We start from the raw sequence: 20,944 nt of genomic DNA on the forward strand, positions 1-20,944 counted from the left end.
CGGGCGCGGCGCAAGCCGGCCCGGGGCCTTGAAGCAGGATGCTCAGCGGCGCTTGGCCATGGCATCGATGAAACGATCGAACAGTGGCGCGACGTCGGTCGGGCCTGGGCTCGCTTCAGGGTGGCCCTGGAAGCTGAACGCGCTCTTGTCGGTACGCTCGATACCCTGCAGGGTGCCGTCGAACAGCGACTTGTGGATGGCGCGGACGTTGCCCGGCAGGGTGGCCTCGTCAACGGCAAAGCCGTGGTTCTGGCTGGTGATCATGACCACACCGGTGTCCAGGTCCTGGACCGGGTGGTTGGCACCGTGGTGGCCGTGGCCCATTTTCACGGTCTTGGCGCCGGAAGCCAGGGCCAGCAGCTGGTGGCCGAGGCAGATGCCGAATACCGGGATCTCGGTCTCGAGGATGTCCTTGATCGCCTGGATGGCATAGTCGCACGGCTCGGGGTCACCAGGGCCGTTGGACAGGAACACGCCGTCCGGGTTGAGTGCCAGCACTTCGCTGGCCGGGGTCTGGGCCGGCACCACGGTCACGCGGCAGCCACGGGCAACCAGCATGCGCAGGATGTTCAGCTTGACGCCGTAGTCGAAGGCCACTACGTGGTATGGCAGATCAGCGGCTTCGATGGTCGGGTGGCTGTCGGTCTTCAGTTCCCACACGCTGGAGCGCCACTCGTAGCGTTCCTTGGTGGAAACGACCTTGGCCAGGTCCATGCCCTTCAGGCCCGGGAAGGCGCGTGCAGCGGCGATGGCGGCTTCTTCGCTGATGTTGTCACCGGCGAGGATGCAACCGTTCTGAGCGCCCTTTTCACGCAGGATTCGGGTCAGGCGACGGGTGTCGATGCCGGCAATGGCGACGACGTTGTTGGCCTTGAGGTACTCAGGCAGCGACTGGGTGTTGCGCCAGTTGCTGGCCAGCAGCGGCAGGTCACGGATGACCAGGCCAGCGGACCAGACACGGTTCGACTCGGCGTCTTCCGGGGTAGTACCGGTGTTGCCGATGTGCGGGTAGGTCAGGGTAACGATTTGCTGCGCGTAGGAAGGGTCTGTAAGGATTTCCTGGTAGCCGGTCATAGCGGTGTTGAATACCACCTCACCAACGGTCTGACCGTCGGCACCGATAGCTTCACCGCGGAAAATACTGCCGTCGGCAAGGGCGAGTATGGCTGGCTTTGTCAAGAAGACCTCCCGTAAATCAAGCATGAAAGGGCGATCGCAGGTTGCAAAAAAGCGGAGTGACGTATGGACACGTCACCCCGCTTTCATGTGCTGAATTCAATTCGCTGCGCGCTTTTAGTGGACACACTAAAGCTGTAGCTTACAGAAAAGTGCGTTTTCGGTCTACCGCAGATGTGTCTCTAAAAACATATCAATGCGACAGGCTGACATCGGTGCTGGCTTCTTCGCGGGCTTGCCCGCTCCCACACGGATTGTGAAGCTCCTGTGGGAGCGGGCAAGCCCGCGAAGAAGTCAGCACCGCTCGAACTGCTTAACGCAGCTCGAGCACATCCTGCATGTCATACAGCCCAGGCTCGCGCCCGTCCAGCCACAGCGCCGCACGCACGGCCCCCTTGGCAAAGGTCATGCGACTGGAGGCCTTGTGGGTAATCTCGACGCGCTCGCCTTCGGCGGCGAACAACACGGTATGGTCACCCACCACATCACCGGCACGCACGGTGGCGAAGCCGATAGTCTGACGCTCACGCGCACCGGTCTGCCCTTCGCGGCCATACACGGCCACTTCCTGCAGGTTGCGACCCAGCGCCTGGGCAACCACCTCCCCCATGCGCAGCGCAGTGCCGGACGGCGCATCGACCTTGTGCCGGTGGTGCGCTTCGAGAATTTCGATATCCACATCGTCACCCAGCACGCGCGCCGCGGTATCCAGCAGCTTCAGGCACAGGTTGACGCCGACGCTGAAGTTGGCGGCGAAGACGATCGGGATTTCCTTGCCTGCTTCGGCCAGTTGCTGCTTCTCTTCCGGAGTGAAGCCCGTGGTACCGATGACCATGGCCTTGCCTGCCTTGCGGCAGAACGCCAGGTTCTTCAGGGTCACCGAAGGGTGAGTGAAGTCGATCAGCACGTCGAACTCGTCGACCACCTTGGCCAGGTCGTCGGAAATCGGCACACCGATACGGCCCAGGGCCGCCAGCTCACCGGCATCAGCCCCCACCAGCGAGCTGTCCGGGCGGTCGATCGCCGCCGTCAGGCCCGCCTGCGGGGCCTGTTGCTGCACGGCTTCGACGAGGGTCTTGCCCATTCGCCCTGCCGCGCCCATCACTGCAATACGTCGCATAGCCATTTCCTTGTCAGAGATCGCCGAAGAAGCGCTTCACGCCATCGAACCAGCCATTAGCCTTGGGCGAGTGGGAGCTGTCGCCTTCCAGCGAATCACGCAGCTCTTCGAGCAGCTCGCGCTGGCGGCGGCTGAGGTTGACCGGGGTTTCCACCGCCACACGGCACAGCAGGTCACCGGCACCACCACCACGCACCGGGGCAACACCCTTGCCACGCAGACGGAACTGCTTGCCGGTCTGGGTGCCTTCCGGGATCTTCAGCTTCACCCGGCCATCGAGGGTCGGCACTTCCAGCTCGCCGCCCAGGGCGGCATCGGTGTAGCTGATCGGCACTTCGCAGTACAGGTGCTTGCCATCACGCTGGAAGATCTCGTGCTCGCGCACGTTGATCACCACATACAGGTCGCCAGTCGGGCCACCATGGGTACCGGCCTCGCCCTCGCCCGACAAACGGATGCGGTCGCCGGTATCGACACCGGCCGGCACCTTGACCGACAGCGTCTTGTATTCCTCGACACGGCCTTCGCCATGGCACGAGGTGCAGGGGTCGGTAATGATCTTGCCCTGGCCATGGCAGCGCGGGCAGGTTTGCTGCACCGAGAAGAAACCCTGCTGCATGCGCACTTGGCCAATACCACCGCAAGTCGGGCAGGTGGACGGGGTCGAGCCCTTCTTGGCACCGGAGCCGTCGCACGGCTGGCAGTTGACCAGCGTGGGCACGCGAATGCTGACCGTGGTGCCACGCACTGCTTCTTCCAGGTTGAGTTCCAGGGTGTAGCGCAGGTCGCTGCCACGCTGGGCGCCGCCACGCGAACCACCGCGACCGCCACCGAAGAAGTCGCTGAACACATCGCCGAAGATGTCGGAGAAGTTGGCACCGCCGAAACCGGCACCACCGCCACCCATGCTCGGGTCCACACCCGCATGACCGTACTGGTCGAACGCCGCACGCTTGCTGGCGTCAGACAGCACTTCGTAGGCCTCGTTGGCCTCCTTGAACTTGTCTTCCGACTCTTTGTCGCCCGGGTTGCGGTCCGGGTGGTACTTCATCGCCAGGCGACGGTAAGCCTTCTTGAGGTCTGATTCGCTGGCGCCGCGCTCGACACCCAGTACCTCATAATAATCACGCTTGGACATAGGTCATTTGCACCTTGTTGGGCGTCTGGCATCTACGCCGCGCCATCAGCACCTGCCTTTGCCCACAGGGCCACTGACAGATGCTGTAAAAATTCTCGAATTCCAGATACGCCAACGCGGGAGCAAGCCCCCGCGCGGTGACATCCTACCAGCTCACCGCCAAACGGCGGTGAACCGGCCGACAACATGCAGGGATTACTGCTTGTTGTTGTCTTTCACTTCTTCGAACTCGGCGTCAACCACGTCATCGTGCTTGGCTTCCGGCTCGGCCTGCTGGGCGCCACCCTGAGGCTGTTCGGCCGACTGCTCGGCGTACATCTTCTGGGCAACCGGTGCCGAAACCTTGGACAGCTCTTCGACCTTGGCGTCGATGGCAGCCTTGTCGTCGCCTTTGACAGCAGCTTCCAGGGCAACAACGGCAGCCTCGATGGCGGTTTTCTCTTCCGCGGTAACCTTGTCACCGGCGTCAGCGACCATCTTGCGAGTCGAGTGAACCAGCGCGTCACCCTGGTTACGGGCAGCGGCCAGCTCTTCGAACTTGCGGTCTTCCTCGGCGTTGGCCTCGGCGTCACGCACCATGCGCTCGATTTCTTCGTCCGACAGGCCGGAGTTGGCCTTGATCACGATCGACTGCGACTTGCCGGTGGCTTTGTCCTTGGCGCTGACGTGCAGGATGCCGTTGGCGTCGATGTCGAAGGTTACTTCGATCTGCGGCACACCACGTGGTGCTGGCGGAATGTCAGCCAGGTCGAACTTGCCCAGCGACTTGTTCTGGGCAGCCTGCTTGCGCTCACCCTGCAACACGTGAATGGTCACAGCGCCCTGGTTGTCGTCGGCAGTCGAGAACACCTGCGACTTCTTGGTCGGGATGGTGGTGTTCTTCTCGATCAGCGAAGTCATCACGCCACCCATGGTTTCGATACCCAGGGTCAGCGGGCTGACGTCCAGCAGCAGTACGTCTTTCACGTCACCGGCCAGCACGGCGCCCTGGATGGCAGCACCCATGGCCACGGCTTCGTCCGGGTTGACGTCCTTGCGGGCTTCTTTACCGAAGAAGTCGGCAACGGCTTTCTGTACCAGCGGCATACGGGTCTGGCCACCAACCAGAATCACGTCGTCGATCTTGCTGGCATCGATGCCGGCGTCCTTCAGCGCGATGCGGCAAGGCTCGATGGTACGGGCAACCAGGTCTTCGACCAGCGATTCCAGCTTGGCACGGGAAATCTTCACGTTCAGGTGCTTCGGACCGGTAGCGTCTGCAGTGATGTACGGCAGGTTCACGTCGGTCGACTGAGCGGAGGACAGTTCGATCTTGGCCTTTTCAGCGGCTTCTTTCAGACGCTGCAGTGCCAGCGGATCGTTCTTCAGGTCCATGCCGGACTCTTTCTTGAACTCGTCGACGAGGTAGTCGATCAGGCGCATGTCGAAGTCTTCGCCACCCAGGAAGGTGTCGCCGTTGGTAGCCAGTACTTCGAACTGGTGCTCACCGTCGACTTCGGCGATTTCGATGACCGAAACGTCGAAGGTACCGCCACCCAGGTCATAAACGATGACAGTGTGGTCGCCCTTGGCTTTGTCCATGCCGTAAGCCAGTGCAGCGGCAGTCGGCTCGTTGATGATGCGTTTCACGTCCAGGCCAGCGATGCGACCGGCATCCTTGGTAGCCTGGCGCTGGCTGTCGTTGAAGTACGCCGGAACGGTGATGACCGCTTCGGTCACTGGCTCGCCGAGGTAGTCTTCGGCGGTCTTCTTCATTTTCTTCAGGACTTCGGCGCTGATTTGCGGCGGCGCCATGTCTTTGCCACTGGCCTGTACCCAGGCGTCGCCGTTGCCGGCCTTGACGATCTTGTAAGGCACCAGCTTGATGTCTTTCTGCACGACATCTTCTTCGAAGCGGCGGCCGATCAGGCGCTTCACTGCGAACAGGGTGTTGTGCGGGTTGGTGACAGCCTGGCGCTTGGCCGACTGACCGACCAGGATTTCGCCGTCGTTGGCGTAGGCCACGATCGAAGGGGTAGTACGCGCGCCTTCGGCGTTTTCAATGACCTTGACGTTACCGTTTTCCAGAACGGAGACGCACGAGTTGGTGGTCCCCAGGTCGATACCGATGATTTTGCCCATGTTTGACTCTCCCGAAACTTTGAATTTGGTAGCAGCGACTACTTTGGCCAACTGCGGTAATACTTGAACGCTTGACACCTAGATGGGGATGCCCCGGAGGATTTCAAGCCTTCTCATTGATCGAGGGTTGTGGCGCGCTCGGCGCCTTGCTGACCACCACCATGGCGGGGCGCAGCAGGCGGCCATTGAGCAGGTAGCCTTTCTGGAACACGTTCAGCACGCTGTTCGGCTCTACCTCGGCGTTTTCCTGCATGGCCATCGCCTGGTGGTGCTCAGGGTTGAACGGCTGGCCATGCGGGTCGACCGCTTCGAGGTTGTAGCGCTTGAGGGTGTCCTGGAACATCTTCAGGGTCAGCTCGACACCTTCACGGATCTGCTTGACGTGCTCGTCTTCCGCGCTGGAGTGAGCCAGGGCCAGCTCCAGGCTGTCGATCACCGGCAGCAGGTCGCTGGAGAATTTCTCCAGGGCAAACTTGTGGGCTTTCTCGACATCCTGTTCGGCGCGACGACGCACGTTCTGCAAGTCGGCTACGGCGCGCAGCGACTGGTCCTTGGCAGCGGCCAGCTGTTCCTCGAGTTCCAGAACACGGGCATCAGCAGCGGGTTCTGCACCGGTTTCTTCAACGTTAAGGTCTTTTTCGTTCAGCTGTTCGTCAGCCATGGGGTCTCTCCTGCGCAATTTTGTGGACTGCGAGCCAGGCTCGCCTTGGATGTCGGCTATATGGGGCCGGAAAAACCAGCTTCAAGGGGCAAGGTGGTTTTCCCGGCTGCAACAGAATCTGCCAGGGGGCATTGGCAGGCCTGAAAAAAGTACTGTATAAATAACCAGACCTGACTTTCGGGAGCCGCCCCCATGCTGGTGCACCTGTCCATTCACAACTACGCCATCGTCGAGCACCTCGACCTCGAAATCGCCCGCGGCATGTCCGTCATCACCGGCGAGACCGGTGCCGGCAAGTCGATCATGCTCGACGCCCTCGGCCTGGCATTGGGCGACCGGGCCGACAGCGGCGTGGTGCGCCCCGGCACGGACAAGGCAGACATCCTCGCCACCTTCGATCTGGTGGACATTCCCGAGGCGCATGCCTGGCTGGCCGAGCGCGACCTGGACAACGACGGCCTGTGCATCCTGCGCCGGGTGATCACCGCCGAAGGCCGCAGCCGCGGCTATATCAATGGCACGCCATGCCCGCTCGGCGACCTCAAGGCGCTGGGCGAGCTGCTGATCGATATCCATAGCCAGCACGAGCACCAGTCGCTACTCAAGACCGACACCCACCGTCGCCTGCTCGACGAGTATGCCGGCGCCGTCGACCTGGCCCGCCAGGTACAGTTGGCGGCCAAGCGCTGGAACCAGACCCGCCTGGAGCTGGAGCGCCTGGCCAACTCCGGCGATGAGCAGCGCGCCCGCCATCAGCTGCTGAGCTACCAGCTGGAGGAACTGGACAATCTTGGCCTGGGCGAACACGAGCTGGAGCAGCTGGAGCAGGAACACAAGAACCTGACCAGCGCCGAAGCCCTGTTCGGCATCTGCCGCCAGGTCATCGACCAGTGCAGCGAAAGCGATTCTGGCAATGTGCTCAGCGCCCTCACCTCCAGCCTCAACCGCCTGGGTGCCGCCACCAATTCGCCAAAGGCACTGGGCGAAGCGGCCAACCTGATCGCCAGTGCGCAGATCCAGGTCGAGGAAGCCGTGGGCGAACTCAACCGTTTCCTCGACAACTTCGATGCCGACCCCATGCGCCTGCAGGCATTGGAAGAACGCCTCGACACTATCTACACGCTGGCGCGCAAACACCGGGTGCACCCTACCGAGCTGCCCCATCTGCAGCAGCAGTTGATGGAAGAGCTGGAGGGCCTGAACGCCAGTGACGAGTCGATCGAGCGCCTGGGTGAGGAGCTGGCCGCTTTCGCTCAGCACTATAAAGAAAAGGCTCGCGAACTCAGCGCACTGCGCCAGCAGGCCGCCCAGCAACTGGCGGTGGCCGTCGAGCAGGAGATCCAGCGCCTGGGCATGCCCGGGGGGCGCTTCTGCATCGCCCTTACCCCCAATGAGGGAGCAGACCTTTCCCCTCATGGCCTGGAGCAGATCGAGCTACTGGTCAGCGCCAACCCCGGCCAACCGCTCAAGGGCCTGGCCAAGGTGGCTTCAGGTGGCGAACTGTCGCGCATCAGCCTGGCAATCCAGGTGATTACCGCGCAGACCTCGCGCATTCCCACCCTGGTGTTCGACGAAGTCGACGTCGGTATCGGCGGGCCTACTGCCGAAATCGTCGGCCAATTGCTACGCCGCCTGGGCGAACGTGGCCAGGTGCTGACCGTGACCCACCTGCCGCAGGTGGCGGCACAGGGGCATCACCACCTGTTCGTGCACAAGGTGCGCAACAGCGACACCACCCACACTGCCGTGGCCAGCCTGGGTAAACGCGAGCGAGTGGAGGAAGTGGCGCGGATGCTCGGCGGCATCGACCTGACCAAGGAGTCCCTGGCCCATGCGCGCAAGATGGTGGTTAGCGGCAAGGCCTGAGCCCTCATTTTTCAGGACAATTCGCGGGCACGCCCGCTCCCACAGGATATTCACCGGATCTGAAATCTGTAGCGTACCTGTGGGAGCGGGCGCGCCCGCGAAGGGGCCAGCGCCGACAACACATCTTCCAGCCCCAGAAAGCACAAAGGCGACCCGAAGGTCGCCTTTGCCATCCATAGCGATAAAAATCGTTACTTCTTTTTACGTACGTACAGGACCAGATTGTGGTCCACCAGCTCGTAGCCATGCTCGGCCACGATCTCACGCTGGCGCTTCTCGATCTCGGCATCCATGAACTCGATGACTTCACTGGTCTCCACGTTGACCATATGGTCGTGGTGACCGCCATCGGCCAGTTCGAACACCGCATGACCGCCGTCGAAGTTGTGGCGAACCACCAGACCCGCCGCTTCGAACTGGGTCAGTACGCGATAGACGGTGGCCAGGCCCACATCCTCGCCAGCCTCCATCAGCGCCTTGTAAACATCCTCGGCGCTCATGTGACGCTGCTCTGTGGAGTCGAGCATCTGAAGGATCTTGACTCGAGGCAGGGTCACCTTGAGACCGGCTTTGCGCAATTCGCTATTTTCAACCATGGTCAGCTTTCTCGCCGATGCTGCTTCGCAGCTTCTCTTAATACGGGTATGATCGGGGTTTACGTTGTCCAGCCAAGATAGTGGAAGTCGCCCACCGATGCAAAACACCAAGCTCTTGCTAACCAGCCTCACCCTAGTGGGACTGCTCGCACTCGCCGGTTGCTCGTTTCCCGGGGTTTACAAAATCGACATCCAGCAGGGCAATGTCGTTACGCAAGACATGATAGACCAATTGCGCCCCGGAATGACCCGCCGGCAAGTAAGGTTTATCATGGGCAATCCGCTGATCCAGGACACCTTCAACACCAACCGTTGGGATTACCTGTACAGCCTGCAGCCAGGCGGCGGTAAACGTCAGCAAGAACGCATGAGCGTGTTCTTCAACGAAAGCGACCAGTTGGTCAGCCTGTCTGGCGACTTCATGCCAGGCGTCAGCCGCGACCAGGAAATCCTCGGTGGCAGCGGCGACACCACGGTCAGCCCGGCCAACCAGCCTGAGCAGCCAACCGTGCAGCCTGAAGAAAAACCGGCCAAGCCAGGCTCGGTGGAAGAATCCATCCAGCGTGAGATCGACACTATCGAGACCACCCCGGTCCCGACGCCGGCCCCGCTGGAAACCTCGCCTCAATAAGCGGCGAGCAGACACAAAAAAGCCCGGACCTGGTCCGGGCTTTTTTGTTGCCGTTTTTTCAATCAGGCATTCAGCTGCTTGGCGCGCTGGCAGAACGCATCCACCAGCGTATTGGCCGCCTGGTTGAACAGCGGCCCCAGGGTTGCGCGCACCAGCGGCCCCGCGTAGTCGAACGACAGGTCGAGGCTGATCTTGCAGGCTTTGTCACCCAACGGTTTGAACACCCACAAGCCATGCAGTTGGGTGAACGGCCCCTCTTCCAGGTTCATCTCGATGGACTGCCCCGGCACCAGCACGTTGCGCGTGACGAAGTGCTGGCTCATGCCACCCTTGGCCACTTCGAGCTTGGCGCGCATGTGCGTGTCGTTGGCTTCCAGTACCGTGGAATCGGAGCACCAAGGCAGAAATTCCGGGTAGCTGGCGACATCATTGACCAGGTCATACAGCGCCTGGGCGGGGTATGGCAGCAGGGCGGAGCGTTGAATATGGGTAGTCATCCAGGCGTCACTTCCAGGGCTGGGTGGCGTTGCTTCGCAGCGCGCCGAAAACATTTTCTGTAGCTATGACAGCGCCGGTATTGTCCGGTATTCATTGCAGTGGCTCAAGCACACCGAAATCCCATAGCGGACGACGCACCGACTTGCCTATAATGCCGCCCCTATGGCTAAGCAAAAAAAACATCCGACCGGGACCATCGCGCAAAACAAGAAAGCGCGACACGATTACTTCATCGAACACAAGTTCGAGGCCGGGCTGGTCCTGTCCGGCTGGGAAGTAAAAAGCCTGCGAGCCGGCAAGGCGCACCTGACTGACAGCTACGTGCTGCTGAAGGACGGTGAGGCCTGGCTGTTCGGCAGCCACATCACCCCGCTGACCACGGCCAGCACCCACGTCATCGCCGACCCCATTCGCACCCGCAAGCTGCTGCTGAACAAGCGCGAGCTCGAGCGCCTGGAAGCGGCCGTGGCGCAAAAGGGTTACACCTGCGTGGCCCTGGCGCTGTACTGGAGCAAGCACCTGATCAAGTGCGAAATTGCACTGGGCAAGGGCAAGAAGGAATTCGACAAGCGCGACACCATGCGCGAGCGTGATTCCAACCGCGAGCTGCAGCGGGCTGTGCGGAACAAGGGCAAAGAAGAGTAATAACTCCTTAGCCTGTTCCGGCCTCTTCGCGGGCTCGCCCGCTCCCACAGTTATCGCGCCACCTTCAGGCTCGGCGCATATCCTGTGGGAGCAGGCAAGCCTGCGAAGAATCCAACACCAATCTCAGCGCCCGCTACGCCGCTCCGCCCGCGCCACCCGCTGCGCCTCTTCATGCGCCTCTTCCAGCACCTCCTGCACATACAGAATGTGCCGGCTGGACACTTCCCGCGCTTCCTCCGCCCTGCCCTCGACTATCGCCAGGTACAGCTCCCGGTGCTGGCTTATCAGCATGTCCCGAGTCTCGGTCCGTTGCTGGTACATGCCACCGATGTTGGTTACCACGTTGCGCTTGAGCAAGTCGAACAAGCCCCGGATGGTGTGCAGCAGCACGGCATTATGACTGGCCTCGGCAATCGCCAGGTGGAAGCGCGCATCGGCCGCCCCCTCCTCCGCCCGGGTCACTTCGTCAGCCCTGGCATAGCAGTCCTGTAGCGCATCGAAGGCCGCCTTGAGCCGCGCGCGGTCCGGCTGGGTGGCGCGCTGGGCCGCGTAGTAGGCGCAGGATGCCTCCAGGGTATGGCGGAATTCGAGCAGGTCACGCTGCGCCTCGGCACTGTGCTCGAGCAGCTGCAGCAACGGGTCGCTGAAAGTGGACCCCAGGGACTCGGCGACAAAATTGCCCCCACCCTGGCGACTGACCAGCAGCCCCTTGGCCACCAGCTTCTGGATCGCCTCACGCAGTGACGGGCGGGACACGCCGAACTGCTCGGCGAGGACGCGCTCGGCCGGCAGCCGCTGCCCCGAGGTCAGCGTACCTTCCAGAATCATCCCTTCCAGCCGATCGACGATGTCGTCGGACAGGCGCCGTTGGCGGACCTGATCAAAAACCATCACATGCTCTCCACAAACCCCCGGCAGATTTCAGGGGGCGTCTATTCTCGCCGATCCAGGCCGCGCAAACACCCATCAGGCAATGATTTTCCAAGCCCACCAGGCGCCCGCTCATCGGCACTCGACCAAAGTTTTGCACGGGACAAATTGACACACCCACGACGACGCTTTTAACCTAGCGCCCAGCCATTGTAAATTGGTCTTACCAATTATCCAATGCCAGTGCCTGACCAACAACAATTAGGGGCCACCCATATGCAAACCTGGCAACAACTCTATAGCCCACTTGGTAGTCTTGGCCTGTCCGCACTGGCGGCGGTCATTCCCATCGTCTTCTTCTTCCTTGCCCTCGCCGTGTTCCGCCTCAAAGGCCACGTGGCCGGCAGCATCACCCTCGCGCTGTCGATCCTGGTGGCAATCTTTGCCTTCCAGATGCCTGTCGACATGGCATTCGCCGCCGCGGGTTATGGCTTCCTCTACGGCCTCTGGCCGATTGCCTGGATCATCGTTGCCGCGGTGTTCCTGTACAAACTCACGGTCAAGAGCGGCCAGTTCGAAGTGATCCGCAGCTCGGTGCTGTCGATTACCGATGACCAGCGCCTGCAAGTACTGCTGATCGGCTTCTGCTTCGGTGCCTTCCTGGAAGGTGCGGCGGGCTTTGGTGCACCGGTGGCAATCACTGCCGCGCTGCTGGTAGGCCTGGGCTTCAACCCGCTGTACGCCGCCGGCCTGTGCCTTATCGCCAACACCGCGCCAGTGGCCTTCGGCGCCCTGGGCATCCCGATCATCGTGGCCGGCCAGGTCACCGGCATCGACGCCTTCCACATCGGCGCCATGACCGGTCGCCAGCTGCCACTGCTGTCGCTGTTCGTGCCGTTCTGGCTGGTGTTCATGATGGACGGCCTGCGTGGCGTGAAGGAAACCTGGCCTGCCGCCCTGGTTGCCGGCCTGAGCTTCGCCGTTACCCAGTACTTCACCTCGAACTTCATCGGCCCGGAGCTGCCGGACATCACCTCGGCCCTGGCCAGCCTGATCGCCCTCACCCTGTTCCTGAAAGTCTGGCAGCCCAAGCGTTCATTCGCCGAAGCCAAGGGCAGCGTTGGCGCCGCCGTGGTGCAACCAAGCGGCAGCCAGCCAAGCCCTTACAGCTTTGGCGAAATCTTCAAGGCCTGGTCGCCGTTCCTGATCCTCACCGTGCTGGTCACCATCTGGACCCTGAAACCGTTCAAGGCGGCCTTCGCCCCCGGCGGCGCGATGTACAACTTCGTCTTCAACTTCGCTATCCCGCACCTGGACCAGCTGGTGATCAAGACTGCACCGATCGTCGCCGCGCCTACCGCCATGCCAGCGGTGTTCAAGCTCGACCCGATCTCTGCCACCGGCACCGCAATTTTCCTCTCGGCGCTGATCTCCATGGCCGTGCTGAAGATCAACTTCAAAACTGGTCTGACCACTTTCAAGGAAACCTTCTGGGAGCTGCGCTGGCCGATCCTGTCGATCGGCATGGTGCTGGCCTTCGCCTTCGTCACCAACTACTCGGGCATGTCCTCGACCATGGCCCTGGTGCTGGCCGGTACCGGTGCCGCGTTCCCGTTCTTCTCGCCGTTCCTTGGTTGGCTGGGTGTGTTCCTGACCGGTTCCGACACCTCGTCCAACGCCCTGTTCAGCTCGCTGCAGGCCACCACCGCGCACCAGATCGGGGTCAACGACACCCTGCTGGTAGCGGCCAACACCAGTGGCGGCGTGACCGGCAAGATGATTTCACCGCAGTCGATCGCCGTGGCCTGCGCCGCCACCGGCCTGGTCGGCAAGGAATCCGACCTGTTCCGCTTCACCGTCAAGCACAGCCTGTTCTTCGCCACCATCGTCGGCCTGATCACCCTGATCCAAGCCTACTGGCTGACCGGCATGCTGGTTCATCACTAAAGTGAAAGGGGCCGGGCGCCATGGCGCGCCCGGCAATCCCCACAAGCAACGCTGCGAGAATCCATGATCATTTCTGCCTCTACCGACTATCGCGCCGCGGCCCAACGCAAGCTGCCTCCCTTCCTGTTCCACTATGCCGACGGCGGCGCCTACGCCGAGCACACCCTGCGCCACAACGTCTCGGACCTGGCCAGCATTGCCCTGCGCCAGCGCGTGCTTAAGAACATGTCCGAGCTCAGCCTGCAGACCAAGCTGTTCGACGAAACCCTGAGCATGCCGGTGGCCCTGGCCCCGGTCGGTCTCACCGGCATGTACGCCCGCCGTGGCGAAGTGCAGGCGGCACGCGCGGCGGCGGCCCACGGCATTCCGTTCACCATGTCCACAGTGTCGGTGTGCCCGATCGAAGAAGTGGCCCCGGCCATCGACCGACCGATGTGGTTCCAGCTGTACGTGCTCAAGGACCGCGGCTTCATGCGCAACGCCCTGGAGCGGGCCAAGGCCGCCGGGGTCAGGACCCTGGTGTTCACCGTCGACATGCCCACACCCGGCGCCCGCTACCGCGATGCCCACTCGGGCATGAGCGGCAAGAACGGCCCGCTGCGCCGCGTGCTGCAAGCCATGACCCACCCCGAGTGGGCGTGGGATGTCGGCGTGATGGGGCGCCCACACGACCTGGGCAACATTTCTACCTACCGCGGCAACCCCACCGGCCTTGCCGACTACATCGGCTGGCTGGCCAACAACTTCGACCCGTCCATTTCCTGGAAAGACCTGGAGTGGATCCGCGAGTTCTGGGACGGCCCGATGATCATCAAGGGCATCCTTGATGCCGATGATGCCCGCGATGCGGTCCGCTTCGGCGCCGACGGCATCGTCGTGTCCAACCACGGCGGTCGCCAGCTCGACGGTGTGCTGTCCAGCGCCCGAGCCCTGCCGGCAATTGCCGATGCGGTCAAAGGTGAGCTGAAGATCCTCGCCGACTCCGGCATCCGCAGCGGCCTCGACGTGGTGCGCATGATTGCGCTGGGCGCCGATACCGTACTGATCGGCCGCGCCTTCCTCTACGCCCTTGCCGTGCATGGCCAGGCGGGGGTGAAGAACCTGCTGGAGCTGTTCGAGAAGGAAATGCGCGTAGCGATGGTGCTGACCGGCGCCAAGTCGATCAGCGAAATCACCCGCGACTCGCTGGTACGCGAACTGGGCGCCTGACCGCCCGCAAGAACGACCGCCTGATTGACCCGGGGCATGTGGCGCACAGACGCCACGGCCCCGCGAGGAGACTGCATGAGCCTGCCCGCCGCGTTCCTGCGTGATGCCGAGCGCCTGATCCCCGCCGAACGCCGCTTCGACGACCCCACCTCCACCCTGGCCTTCGGCACCGACGCCAGCTTCTACCGGCTGATCCCAAAGCTGGTGCTGCGCGTCGAGTCCGAAGACGAAGTGGTCGGCCTGATCAAGCTGGCCCAGCGCGAGCGGGTGCCGGTCACCTTCCGCGCCGCCGGCACCAGCCTGTCCGGCCAGGCCATCAGCGACTCGGTGCTGATCGTGCTGGGCGATAACTGGAACGGCCGCGAAATCCGCGGCCAAGGCGAGCAGATCCGCCTGCAGCCTGGCGTCATCGGCGCCCAGGCCAACGCCTGGCTGGCCCCCTTCGGGCGCAAGATCGGCCCCGACCCGGCCTCGATCAACGCTTGCAAGATCGGCGGCATCGTCGCCAACAACGCCAGTGGCATGTGCTGCGGCACGGCGCAGAACACCTACCACACCCTGGCCGGCCTGCGCCTGGTGCTGGCCGACGGCACGCGCCTGGACAGCGAAGACCCGGCCAGCGTCGCTGCGTTCGAGACCAGCCATGCCGACCTGCTGGAAGCACTGGCCCGCCTGGGCCGCGAGACCCGGGCCAACACTGCACTCGCCGAGCGCATCCGGCACAAATACCGTCTGAAGAACACCACTGGCCTGTCACTGAACGCTCTGGTGGACTACGACCAGCCGCTGGACATCCTGCAGCACCTGCTGGTCGGCTCCGAAGGCACCCTGGGCTTCATCAGCGCCGTCACCTACGACACCGTGCCCGACCACCCGCACAAGGCCAGCGCCCTGCTGGTGTTCCCCAGCGTGGAAAGCTGCTGCCGCGCGGTGACCGTGCTCAAGCGCCAGCCGGTTTCTGCGGTAGAACTGCTCGACCGCCGCAGCCTGCGCTCGGTGCAGGACATGCCCGGCATGCCGCTGTGGGTAAAAGGCCTGTCGAACAATGCCTGCGCACTGCTGATCGAGTCCCGCGCCGCCAGCCAGAGCCTGCTGCATGAACAGCTGCAACAGGTGATGGCCTCGATCGCCGACTTCCCGCTGGAGCAGCAGGTGGACTTCAGCGAGGACCCGGCCGTGTACAACCAGCTGTGGAAGATCCGCAAGGACACCTTCCCCGCCGTCGGCGCCGTACGCCAGACCGGCACCACGGTGATTATCGAAGACGTCACCTTCCCCGTCGAACAACTGGCCGAGGGCGTCAACCGCCTGATCCAGCTGTTCGACAAGCACCGCTACGACGAAGCGATCATTTTCGGGCACGCCCTGGAAGGCAACCTGCACTTCGTCTTCACCCAAGGCTTCAACAGTGCCGAGGAAGTCGCCCGCTATCAGGCCTTCATGGACGACGTCGCGCAACTGGTGGCCGTGGAGTTCGGCGGCTCGCTCAAGGCCGAACACGGCACCGGGCGCAACATGGCGCCGTTCGTGGAGCTGGAGTGGGGCCACGACGCCTACCAACTGATGTGGAAGCTCAAGCGCCTGCTCGACCCCAACGGCATCCTCAACCCCGACGTGGTGCTGAGCGAAGACCCGGACATCCACCTGAAAAACCTCAAGCCGCTGCCCGCTGCTGACGAAATCGTCGACAAGTGCATCGAATGCGGCTTCTGCGAACCGGTGTGCCCGTCCAAGGGGCTGACCCTCAGCCCGCGCCAGCGCATCGTCATGTGGCGTGATATCCAGGCCAGGCAGCGCGCCGGCTTCGACACCCGCGAACTGATGCAGACCTACCAGTACCAGGGTATCGACACCTGCGCCGCCACCGGCTTGTGCGCCCAGCGCTGCCCGGTCGGTATCAATACCGGCGAACTGGTGAAAAAACTGCGCAGCCTGGCCGCCGGGCACGAAAAAACCGCCGACTGGCTGGCCGAACACTTCCACACCGCCCTGGCTGGCGCGCGCCTGACCCTGACCGCCGCCAACACCGCCCGCAAGCTGCTCGGCGCTCCACGCCTGGGCCGCCTGAGCACCTCGCTGAGCAAAGCCAGCAAAGGCCGCCTGCCACAGTGGTCCCCGGCCATGCCACAACCCCTGCGCCCGCTGGACTTCGGCCCGGCCAGCAACGACGCCCGCCCTCGGGTGGTGTACCTGGCTGCCTGCGTCTCGCGAGTGATGGGCCCGGCCTATGCCGACCGCGAGCAGAGTTCGCTGCTGGACAAGACCCGCGCCCTGCTGGAAAAGGCCGGCTATCAGGTGGTGTTCCCCGACAACGCCGACAGCCTGTGCTGCGGCCAACCGTTCGCCTCCAAGGGTTACCCCGAGCAGGCCGAACACAAACGCCAGGAACTGATCGCCGCCCTGCTGCACGCCAGCCGCGGCGGCCTCGACCCGATCTACTGCGACACCAGCCCGTGCACCCTGCGCCTGGTGCAGGACCTGAGCGACACCCGGCTGGACCTGTACGACCCGGTGCGCTTCATCCGCACCCACCTGCTCGAGCGCCTTGAGTTCACCCCCCAGGACGAACCCGTGGCCGTGCATGTGACCTGCAGCACCCAGCACCTTGGCGAAAGCCAGGCGCTGATCGACCTGGCGCGGCGTTGCAGCAAACAGGTGGTAATCCCGGAGGGCATACATTGCTGCGGCTTTGCCGGTGACAAAGGCTTCACTACCCCCGAGCTCAACGCCCACTCGCTGCGTAGCCTGAAGGATGCGGTGCAGTATTGCAGCGAAGGCATCTCCACCAGCCGCACCTGCGAGATTGGCCTATCGAGCCACAGCGGCATCGACTACCACGGCCTGGTCTACCTTGTAGATCGCGTCACCCGCCCCCGCAGTATCTGACCCTGTGGGAGCGGGCATGCCCGCGAACACCGGCGCTGCCGGTGCCATACACCGCGCTGCCTGTTTCGCGGGCACGCCCGCTCCCACCGGTACTGCACATGCCCGAGCCAACCCAATTCCATGTGGGAGCGGGTTCACCGCGAACACCGGCATAGCCGGTGCCATCCCCACCATCATCTCACCCCGCCATCATCTCGATTGAACCCGCGCCAATCCCCCGCAGTCCACCCTTACAGGCCCACCTTCCAGAGGCCCAGAAGGAGACTCCCATGAAAGGTACCGCGCTTTCGGCCCTGTTCGCGGCCGCCACCCTGCTGGCTTCACCGGTGTTCGCCGCCGAAGACCTGTGCACGGCCAACCTGCAAAAGATCGACGACAGCATGGCCACCGCCGGCGCCACCTCCGAAGGCCTGGACAAGGCCATCACCGAGCACGTCGACAAAGCCAAGGCTGCCCAGGCCGCGGGCGACACCAAGGAATGCATCGCCATCACCAGCAAAGTGCTGGAGCGCCTGGAAAAAACCGAGAAAGGCAGCGGCACCAGCGGCGGTGGCAGCGGCGCGTGAGGCCAGAAAGCGGGCGACCGGGCCGGCAGTCGACGTCGCCCGCGCAATGGCGTATACTCCGCCTCACGTACCGTAAGGTGCGTTAGCCAAGAGCTAGTGTGGGGCCGATTAGGATTCGACGCCGGTAGCGAAACTCTAGGTGCATGCCGAGTTGGTAACAGAACTCGTAAATCCACTGTTGCAACTTTTATAGTTGCCAATGACGAAAACTACGGCGCGGAGTACAAGCTGGCCGCTTAATGCGGTCTCTTGACCCGTTGCTTCTGGTAGCTTCGGCTCCAGCAATCACTAGGGGATGCCTGTAAACCCGAACTGATTGTCATACAGAACAGGATCGTCGCGTAGCACGTTGTGGGCGAAGTGACTAAAACTTACACAACTCATCCAAAGCACCCTGCCCGTCGGGCGGCTGCGGATTAAATCAGTAGACACGGCTAAGCATGTAGTACCGACAGCGGAGTACTGGCGGACGGGGGTTCAAATCCCCCCGGCTCCACCAAATTATCAAACAAAGACGTCCACGGACGTCTTTTTTGTGCCTGAAACCCAGTAAATACGCGGCTTTCAGCGCCATCAGGGTCCGAAAGCGTCCAGCAGGATCCACGAGATTCGGTATTCCAAGCCATCTACTGGCAATTTTTTGCAATACCGAAACCGCTCTTGGAATACCCCATGCGCGCTCAAGCCACCCGCCTCTCTGACCTCAAAGTCAAAGCCGCCAAGCCTCAAGAGAAGGCTTCGAGGCTGTGTCAGCGGATCTAAACGACCTCCCTGTGCCGATTTTTCTGGATAGCTGACACTGACAGATTACCCGTCGCTGCTTCCTGGATATGCTCACTCCACCAGATCATCACCGGCCGTCTTCGCTCGATGTGCAAAACCGTCAGGTCGACAAAGGACGTCTTTAGTCCAGGCTCAGCCAGAGTTTCAACTCAGCCCGGTTCGCCAACACCAACTGCTGGGCTTCAGGGCGGGCGTCATGCAGGTTGGGATTTACGTGAAATCGTTTCACTACGTACTTCGCCAATGCTTGTGAGCTTTTGACCACAAGCTGCCCATCAGTCATCGCGTAGTCCACTTCAATGATCGACCGTTGCGCTGGCGTCAGGCGCTCGTCCGGCTTGAAGATCACATCGATCTTGGTGTTCCACTCCACGTCGTGCTCGACACCATTTTCCGTCTGATCGTCGAGCAGCTCCGGCTCCCCTCGAAAACGGCTCAACACAAAGTCCCGATACTCCCGGTTCTTCTCACAGTAAGCCCGCACGTGCCAGCGCATCCCGGTGTACACCAACGTGTGCGGCGCAATGGTGCGCCCTTCCACTTCCGGGGTTTTGAACGACACGTACTCGATGTCCAGACGCCGCTTTTCACGACACGCCTTGAGCAGTGGCCGCAGCACCTCGGGCCTCACAGAGCGATCGGGTACCTTCAACACTTCAGTGTGCGCGTAAGCCAGGTTCAACCCTTCGATATGCGGCGCACGCTCATCGTTGTGGTTGAGCAGGTCCAGGTAGGCACTGGCGCTGTCGTCGATGAACAACGGTTTGAACTGCCGGGTTGGCACATAGCCTTTGATCTGCTTGTCGTAGACCAGATTCTTCGAGGCATAGTCGGTGATGTAGGTGTTGATGTCCTTCGATGCCTGCTGCCGGCTGATGCCGAAGCACTGCATCAAGTGGTTGGTGGTCAGGCGCCCCTCCCACCAGACTACCGTTTCGATCAGGCGGTAGCGCAGGGCAAGGTCCCAGCGGATTTGATCCATGCTTTGCTTATGTTTCATCGTGGGCCCTGAATGATTGGCAGCGAGTAGCGACCAGACGAATGATGTGTCGTGAAATCCTACGTGTCTGCTCAATTACGTTCAACACGCGCTAGACATGTAAAGTATTTATACGTATCAAGCAGGCGGTCGAAAATCTCCATTGCGAGAGTGCTTTCCTCTTGAGGCCACGCCATCCGCGCCCTGCACGATAGCACATTGCCTTCACCCTCCTATCCACGCGCCAGCCAAGCGCAGGCGGGATCTGCACCAATCCTTTACCTGTACAAGTAGCCAATATAGACGTGTAGCTTTACTAGACATATCGTTTTACTTAACGGCGAACAGCCACTACTCAAGGAAGCGATAAATGGAAACCCTGCAGCTCGCACTGCTGAGCCTAAGCGGCATCACTCTGCTCGTTCTCGTGCTGGTGCACTCTCGGATTGGAGAGGTCTGGGATGTGGTCAGAAACGATCGGGACGTGCAGCGAATCGCTCGGATTCACGAGCACGAGAACAATGAGCTGCGCTCCGAGTTGCGCGCTGAACGTGAGCTGGTGGGGCAGCTCCGGCGTCAGGTTCAGATGCTGCTGGGAGTGGCGCCCGAGAGCTGAAGTATCCCGGGATGTGAACGTGAGCCAGCGCAAGCCTGGTTCACGGGTGGGGTACTGCCTACATGAATCGCTGCGCAAAGTGGCGTGTTGCCTAATGCCTGGCTATCACCTGTCTTCGCGGTTTGCAAACGGATCGAAGGCAGGGTCATTCAACTTCAGAATGTGATCCCTGATGGCATTCCCTGTCAGCTCGATGAACTGCATATAAAAATCCTTGCCCAGCTGTAGCAAAGGTGACCCCTCCAAGGAGTCAGCGACGGCATCCAAGGTAATGCTCCCGAACTGTTCAGAGATGATCTCGACGCTGCGCTCACGCATTTCGGGCTTGTCACAAGGCTTCTGGTACCAGGTCGCGATCTGGTACTGGGCATCTTCTCTCTCCAGCACGTTGTACAGATGGCTGGCCATCGCAATACTGGTTTCGCGAACCAGGCCGGGGTCGATATCACGCTGCTCAAGCAGCACTTCAACGGGCTGCCAGGCAACATAAAGCAAGTCGCCGATGGTAAAGCCGGGCATCGGCGGAAACACGCCTGGCGGCAGTTCGGACTGTGGGATTGAAGTTTCGTTGGAGTAATCGTGCACGAGAAGGTCCTTGTCTCAGCATAATCTGGCGATTGCCAGATCCCTTGGCGC

General features: G+C 62.0%; 18 protein-coding genes, 1 other RNA gene and 1 pseudogene. 9 read left to right on the forward strand and 11 right to left on the reverse strand.

Going from position 1 to position 20,944, the window contains the following annotated elements:
* Positions 1–42: 42 nt before the first annotated feature.
* The 5 genes from carA to grpE all read right to left on the reverse strand — a co-directional run bounded on the left by carA (position 43) and on the right by grpE (position 6,216).
* A complete protein-coding gene (gene carA, locus CAF70_RS20535; RefSeq protein ID WP_025340706.1) occupies positions 43–1,179 on the reverse strand; it encodes a glutamine-hydrolyzing carbamoyl-phosphate synthase small subunit in 1,137 nt (378 codons plus the stop codon).
* Positions 1,180–1,489: 310 nt separating this feature from the next.
* Positions 1,490–2,296 carry a 4-hydroxy-tetrahydrodipicolinate reductase gene (gene dapB, locus CAF70_RS20540; RefSeq protein ID WP_063911796.1) on the reverse strand — a complete coding sequence of 269 codons (807 nt, stop codon included), beginning with the start codon at positions 2,294–2,296 and terminating at the stop codon, positions 1,490–1,492.
* Positions 2,297–2,309: 13 nt separating this feature from the next.
* Entirely contained in the window at positions 2,310–3,434 is a 1,125-nt protein-coding gene (dnaJ, locus tag CAF70_RS20545; RefSeq protein WP_085625699.1) for a molecular chaperone DnaJ, read from the reverse strand.
* Between the two features lie 195 nt (positions 3,435–3,629).
* A complete protein-coding gene (dnaK, locus tag CAF70_RS20550) occupies positions 3,630–5,555 on the reverse strand; it encodes a molecular chaperone DnaK (protein ID WP_085625700.1) in 1,926 nt (641 codons plus the stop codon).
* A gap of 103 nt (positions 5,556–5,658) precedes the next feature.
* A complete protein-coding gene (grpE, locus tag CAF70_RS20555) occupies positions 5,659–6,216 on the reverse strand; it encodes a nucleotide exchange factor GrpE (RefSeq protein WP_085625701.1) in 558 nt (185 codons plus the stop codon).
* A gap of 192 nt (positions 6,217–6,408) precedes the next feature.
* Between grpE and recN the strand changes: the two genes are divergently transcribed.
* Positions 6,409–8,082 (forward strand): DNA repair protein RecN, encoded by a 1,674-nt coding sequence (recN, locus tag CAF70_RS20560; RefSeq protein ID WP_085625702.1) that lies wholly within the window; start codon positions 6,409–6,411, stop codon positions 8,080–8,082.
* Between the two features lie 191 nt (positions 8,083–8,273).
* On the opposite strand, the gene fur is transcribed toward recN, so the two are convergent.
* Positions 8,274–8,678, reverse strand: a complete 405-nt coding sequence (gene fur / locus CAF70_RS20565; RefSeq protein WP_015271870.1) for a ferric iron uptake transcriptional regulator — start codon at positions 8,676–8,678, stop codon at positions 8,274–8,276.
* Between the two features lie 97 nt (positions 8,679–8,775).
* Between fur and CAF70_RS20570 the strand changes: the two genes are divergently transcribed.
* Complete coding sequence (locus tag CAF70_RS20570) at positions 8,776–9,309, forward strand: outer membrane protein assembly factor BamE (protein WP_085625703.1); 534 nt, start codon at positions 8,776–8,778, stop codon at positions 9,307–9,309.
* 62 nt (positions 9,310–9,371) lie between these two features.
* Here the strand turns inward: CAF70_RS20570 and CAF70_RS20575 are convergent, their stop codons facing one another.
* Positions 9,372–9,806 (reverse strand): type II toxin-antitoxin system RatA family toxin, encoded by a 435-nt coding sequence (locus CAF70_RS20575; RefSeq protein ID WP_085625704.1) that lies wholly within the window; start codon positions 9,804–9,806, stop codon positions 9,372–9,374.
* Between the two features lie 163 nt (positions 9,807–9,969).
* On the opposite strand from CAF70_RS20575, the gene smpB reads away from it, so the two are divergent.
* Positions 9,970–10,452, forward strand: coding sequence for an SsrA-binding protein SmpB (smpB, locus tag CAF70_RS20580; RefSeq protein ID WP_013974300.1), 483 nt, complete (start codon positions 9,970–9,972; stop codon positions 10,450–10,452).
* 123 nt (positions 10,453–10,575) lie between these two features.
* On the opposite strand, the gene CAF70_RS20585 is transcribed toward smpB, so the two are convergent.
* The gene (locus tag CAF70_RS20585; RefSeq protein WP_085625705.1) at positions 10,576–11,343 is read right to left on the reverse strand and encodes an FCD domain-containing protein; all 768 of its coding nucleotides are present in this window, start codon (positions 11,341–11,343) and stop codon (positions 10,576–10,578) included.
* Between the two features lie 255 nt (positions 11,344–11,598).
* Here CAF70_RS20585 and CAF70_RS20590 point away from each other — a divergent pair, with 255 nt between their 5' ends.
* The 5 genes from CAF70_RS20590 to ssrA all read left to right on the forward strand — a co-directional run bounded on the left by CAF70_RS20590 (position 11,599) and on the right by ssrA (position 18,429).
* Positions 11,599–13,269 (forward strand): lactate permease LctP family transporter, encoded by a 1,671-nt coding sequence (locus CAF70_RS20590; RefSeq protein WP_085625706.1) that lies wholly within the window; start codon positions 11,599–11,601, stop codon positions 13,267–13,269.
* Between the two features lie 63 nt (positions 13,270–13,332).
* Entirely contained in the window at positions 13,333–14,478 is a 1,146-nt protein-coding gene (gene lldD / locus CAF70_RS20595) for an FMN-dependent L-lactate dehydrogenase LldD (RefSeq protein WP_085625707.1), read from the forward strand.
* Positions 14,479–14,553: 75 nt separating this feature from the next.
* Positions 14,554–17,364 (forward strand): FAD-binding and (Fe-S)-binding domain-containing protein, encoded by a 2,811-nt coding sequence (locus tag CAF70_RS20600; RefSeq protein ID WP_085625708.1) that lies wholly within the window; start codon positions 14,554–14,556, stop codon positions 17,362–17,364.
* 269 nt (positions 17,365–17,633) lie between these two features.
* Positions 17,634–17,930, forward strand: a complete 297-nt coding sequence (locus CAF70_RS20610; RefSeq protein WP_085625709.1) for a hypothetical protein — start codon at positions 17,634–17,636, stop codon at positions 17,928–17,930.
* Between the two features lie 100 nt (positions 17,931–18,030).
* Positions 18,031–18,429: a transfer-messenger RNA gene (gene ssrA, locus CAF70_RS20615) on the forward strand.
* A 259-nt stretch (positions 18,430–18,688) separates the two neighbouring features.
* On the opposite strand, the pseudogene CAF70_RS27965 reads toward ssrA, so the two are convergent.
* Positions 18,689–18,805, reverse strand: a pseudogene (locus tag CAF70_RS27965) (integrase); the annotation flags it as partial.
* Between the two features lie 29 nt (positions 18,806–18,834).
* Positions 18,835–19,713, reverse strand: a complete 879-nt coding sequence (locus CAF70_RS20620) for a YafY family protein (protein ID WP_085625710.1) — start codon at positions 19,711–19,713, stop codon at positions 18,835–18,837.
* Between the two features lie 349 nt (positions 19,714–20,062).
* Here CAF70_RS20620 and CAF70_RS20625 point away from each other — a divergent pair, with 349 nt between their 5' ends.
* Entirely contained in the window at positions 20,063–20,308 is a 246-nt protein-coding gene (locus tag CAF70_RS20625; RefSeq protein WP_085625711.1) for a hypothetical protein, read from the forward strand.
* Between the two features lie 105 nt (positions 20,309–20,413).
* Here the strand turns inward: CAF70_RS20625 and CAF70_RS20630 are convergent, their stop codons facing one another.
* Positions 20,414–20,893 (reverse strand): hypothetical protein, encoded by a 480-nt coding sequence (locus tag CAF70_RS20630; RefSeq protein ID WP_085625712.1) that lies wholly within the window; start codon positions 20,891–20,893, stop codon positions 20,414–20,416.
* Positions 20,894–20,944 lie beyond the last annotated feature (51 nt).

The sequence above is a fragment of the Pseudomonas sp. B19(2017) genome, assembly GCF_002113165.1.
Taxonomy (GTDB): Bacteria; Pseudomonadota; Gammaproteobacteria; order Pseudomonadales; family Pseudomonadaceae; genus Aquipseudomonas.

What these genes read in the sequence shown, in the direction of transcription:
- CAF70_RS20570 (WP_085625703.1), top strand. Translation starts at nt 8,776, where the DNA reads ATGCAAAACACCAAGCTCTTGCTAACCAGCCTCACCCTAGTGGGACTG.
- CAF70_RS20620 (WP_085625710.1), bottom strand. Translation starts at nt 19,713, where the DNA reads ATGAAACATAAGCAAAGCATGGATCAAATCCGCTGGGACCTTGCCCTG.
- dnaJ (WP_085625699.1), bottom strand. Translation starts at nt 3,434, where the DNA reads ATGTCCAAGCGTGATTATTATGAGGTACTGGGTGTCGAGCGCGGCGCC.
- CAF70_RS20575 (WP_085625704.1), bottom strand. Translation starts at nt 9,806, where the DNA reads ATGACTACCCATATTCAACGCTCCGCCCTGCTGCCATACCCCGCCCAG.
- lldD (WP_085625707.1), top strand. Translation starts at nt 13,333, where the DNA reads ATGATCATTTCTGCCTCTACCGACTATCGCGCCGCGGCCCAACGCAAG.
- CAF70_RS20625 (WP_085625711.1), top strand. Translation starts at nt 20,063, where the DNA reads ATGGAAACCCTGCAGCTCGCACTGCTGAGCCTAAGCGGCATCACTCTG.
- grpE (WP_085625701.1), bottom strand. Translation starts at nt 6,216, where the DNA reads ATGGCTGACGAACAGCTGAACGAAAAAGACCTTAACGTTGAAGAAACC.
- fur (WP_015271870.1), bottom strand. Translation starts at nt 8,678, where the DNA reads ATGGTTGAAAATAGCGAATTGCGCAAAGCCGGTCTCAAGGTGACCCTG.
- recN (WP_085625702.1), top strand. Translation starts at nt 6,409, where the DNA reads ATGCTGGTGCACCTGTCCATTCACAACTACGCCATCGTCGAGCACCTC.
- CAF70_RS20600 (WP_085625708.1), top strand. Translation starts at nt 14,554, where the DNA reads ATGAGCCTGCCCGCCGCGTTCCTGCGTGATGCCGAGCGCCTGATCCCC.
- CAF70_RS20610 (WP_085625709.1), top strand. Translation starts at nt 17,634, where the DNA reads ATGAAAGGTACCGCGCTTTCGGCCCTGTTCGCGGCCGCCACCCTGCTG.
- dnaK (WP_085625700.1), bottom strand. Translation starts at nt 5,555, where the DNA reads ATGGGCAAAATCATCGGTATCGACCTGGGGACCACCAACTCGTGCGTC.
- smpB (WP_013974300.1), top strand. Translation starts at nt 9,970, where the DNA reads ATGGCTAAGCAAAAAAAACATCCGACCGGGACCATCGCGCAAAACAAG.
- dapB (WP_063911796.1), bottom strand. Translation starts at nt 2,296, where the DNA reads ATGCGACGTATTGCAGTGATGGGCGCGGCAGGGCGAATGGGCAAGACC.
- CAF70_RS20590 (WP_085625706.1), top strand. Translation starts at nt 11,599, where the DNA reads ATGCAAACCTGGCAACAACTCTATAGCCCACTTGGTAGTCTTGGCCTG.
- CAF70_RS20585 (WP_085625705.1), bottom strand. Translation starts at nt 11,343, where the DNA reads ATGGTTTTTGATCAGGTCCGCCAACGGCGCCTGTCCGACGACATCGTC.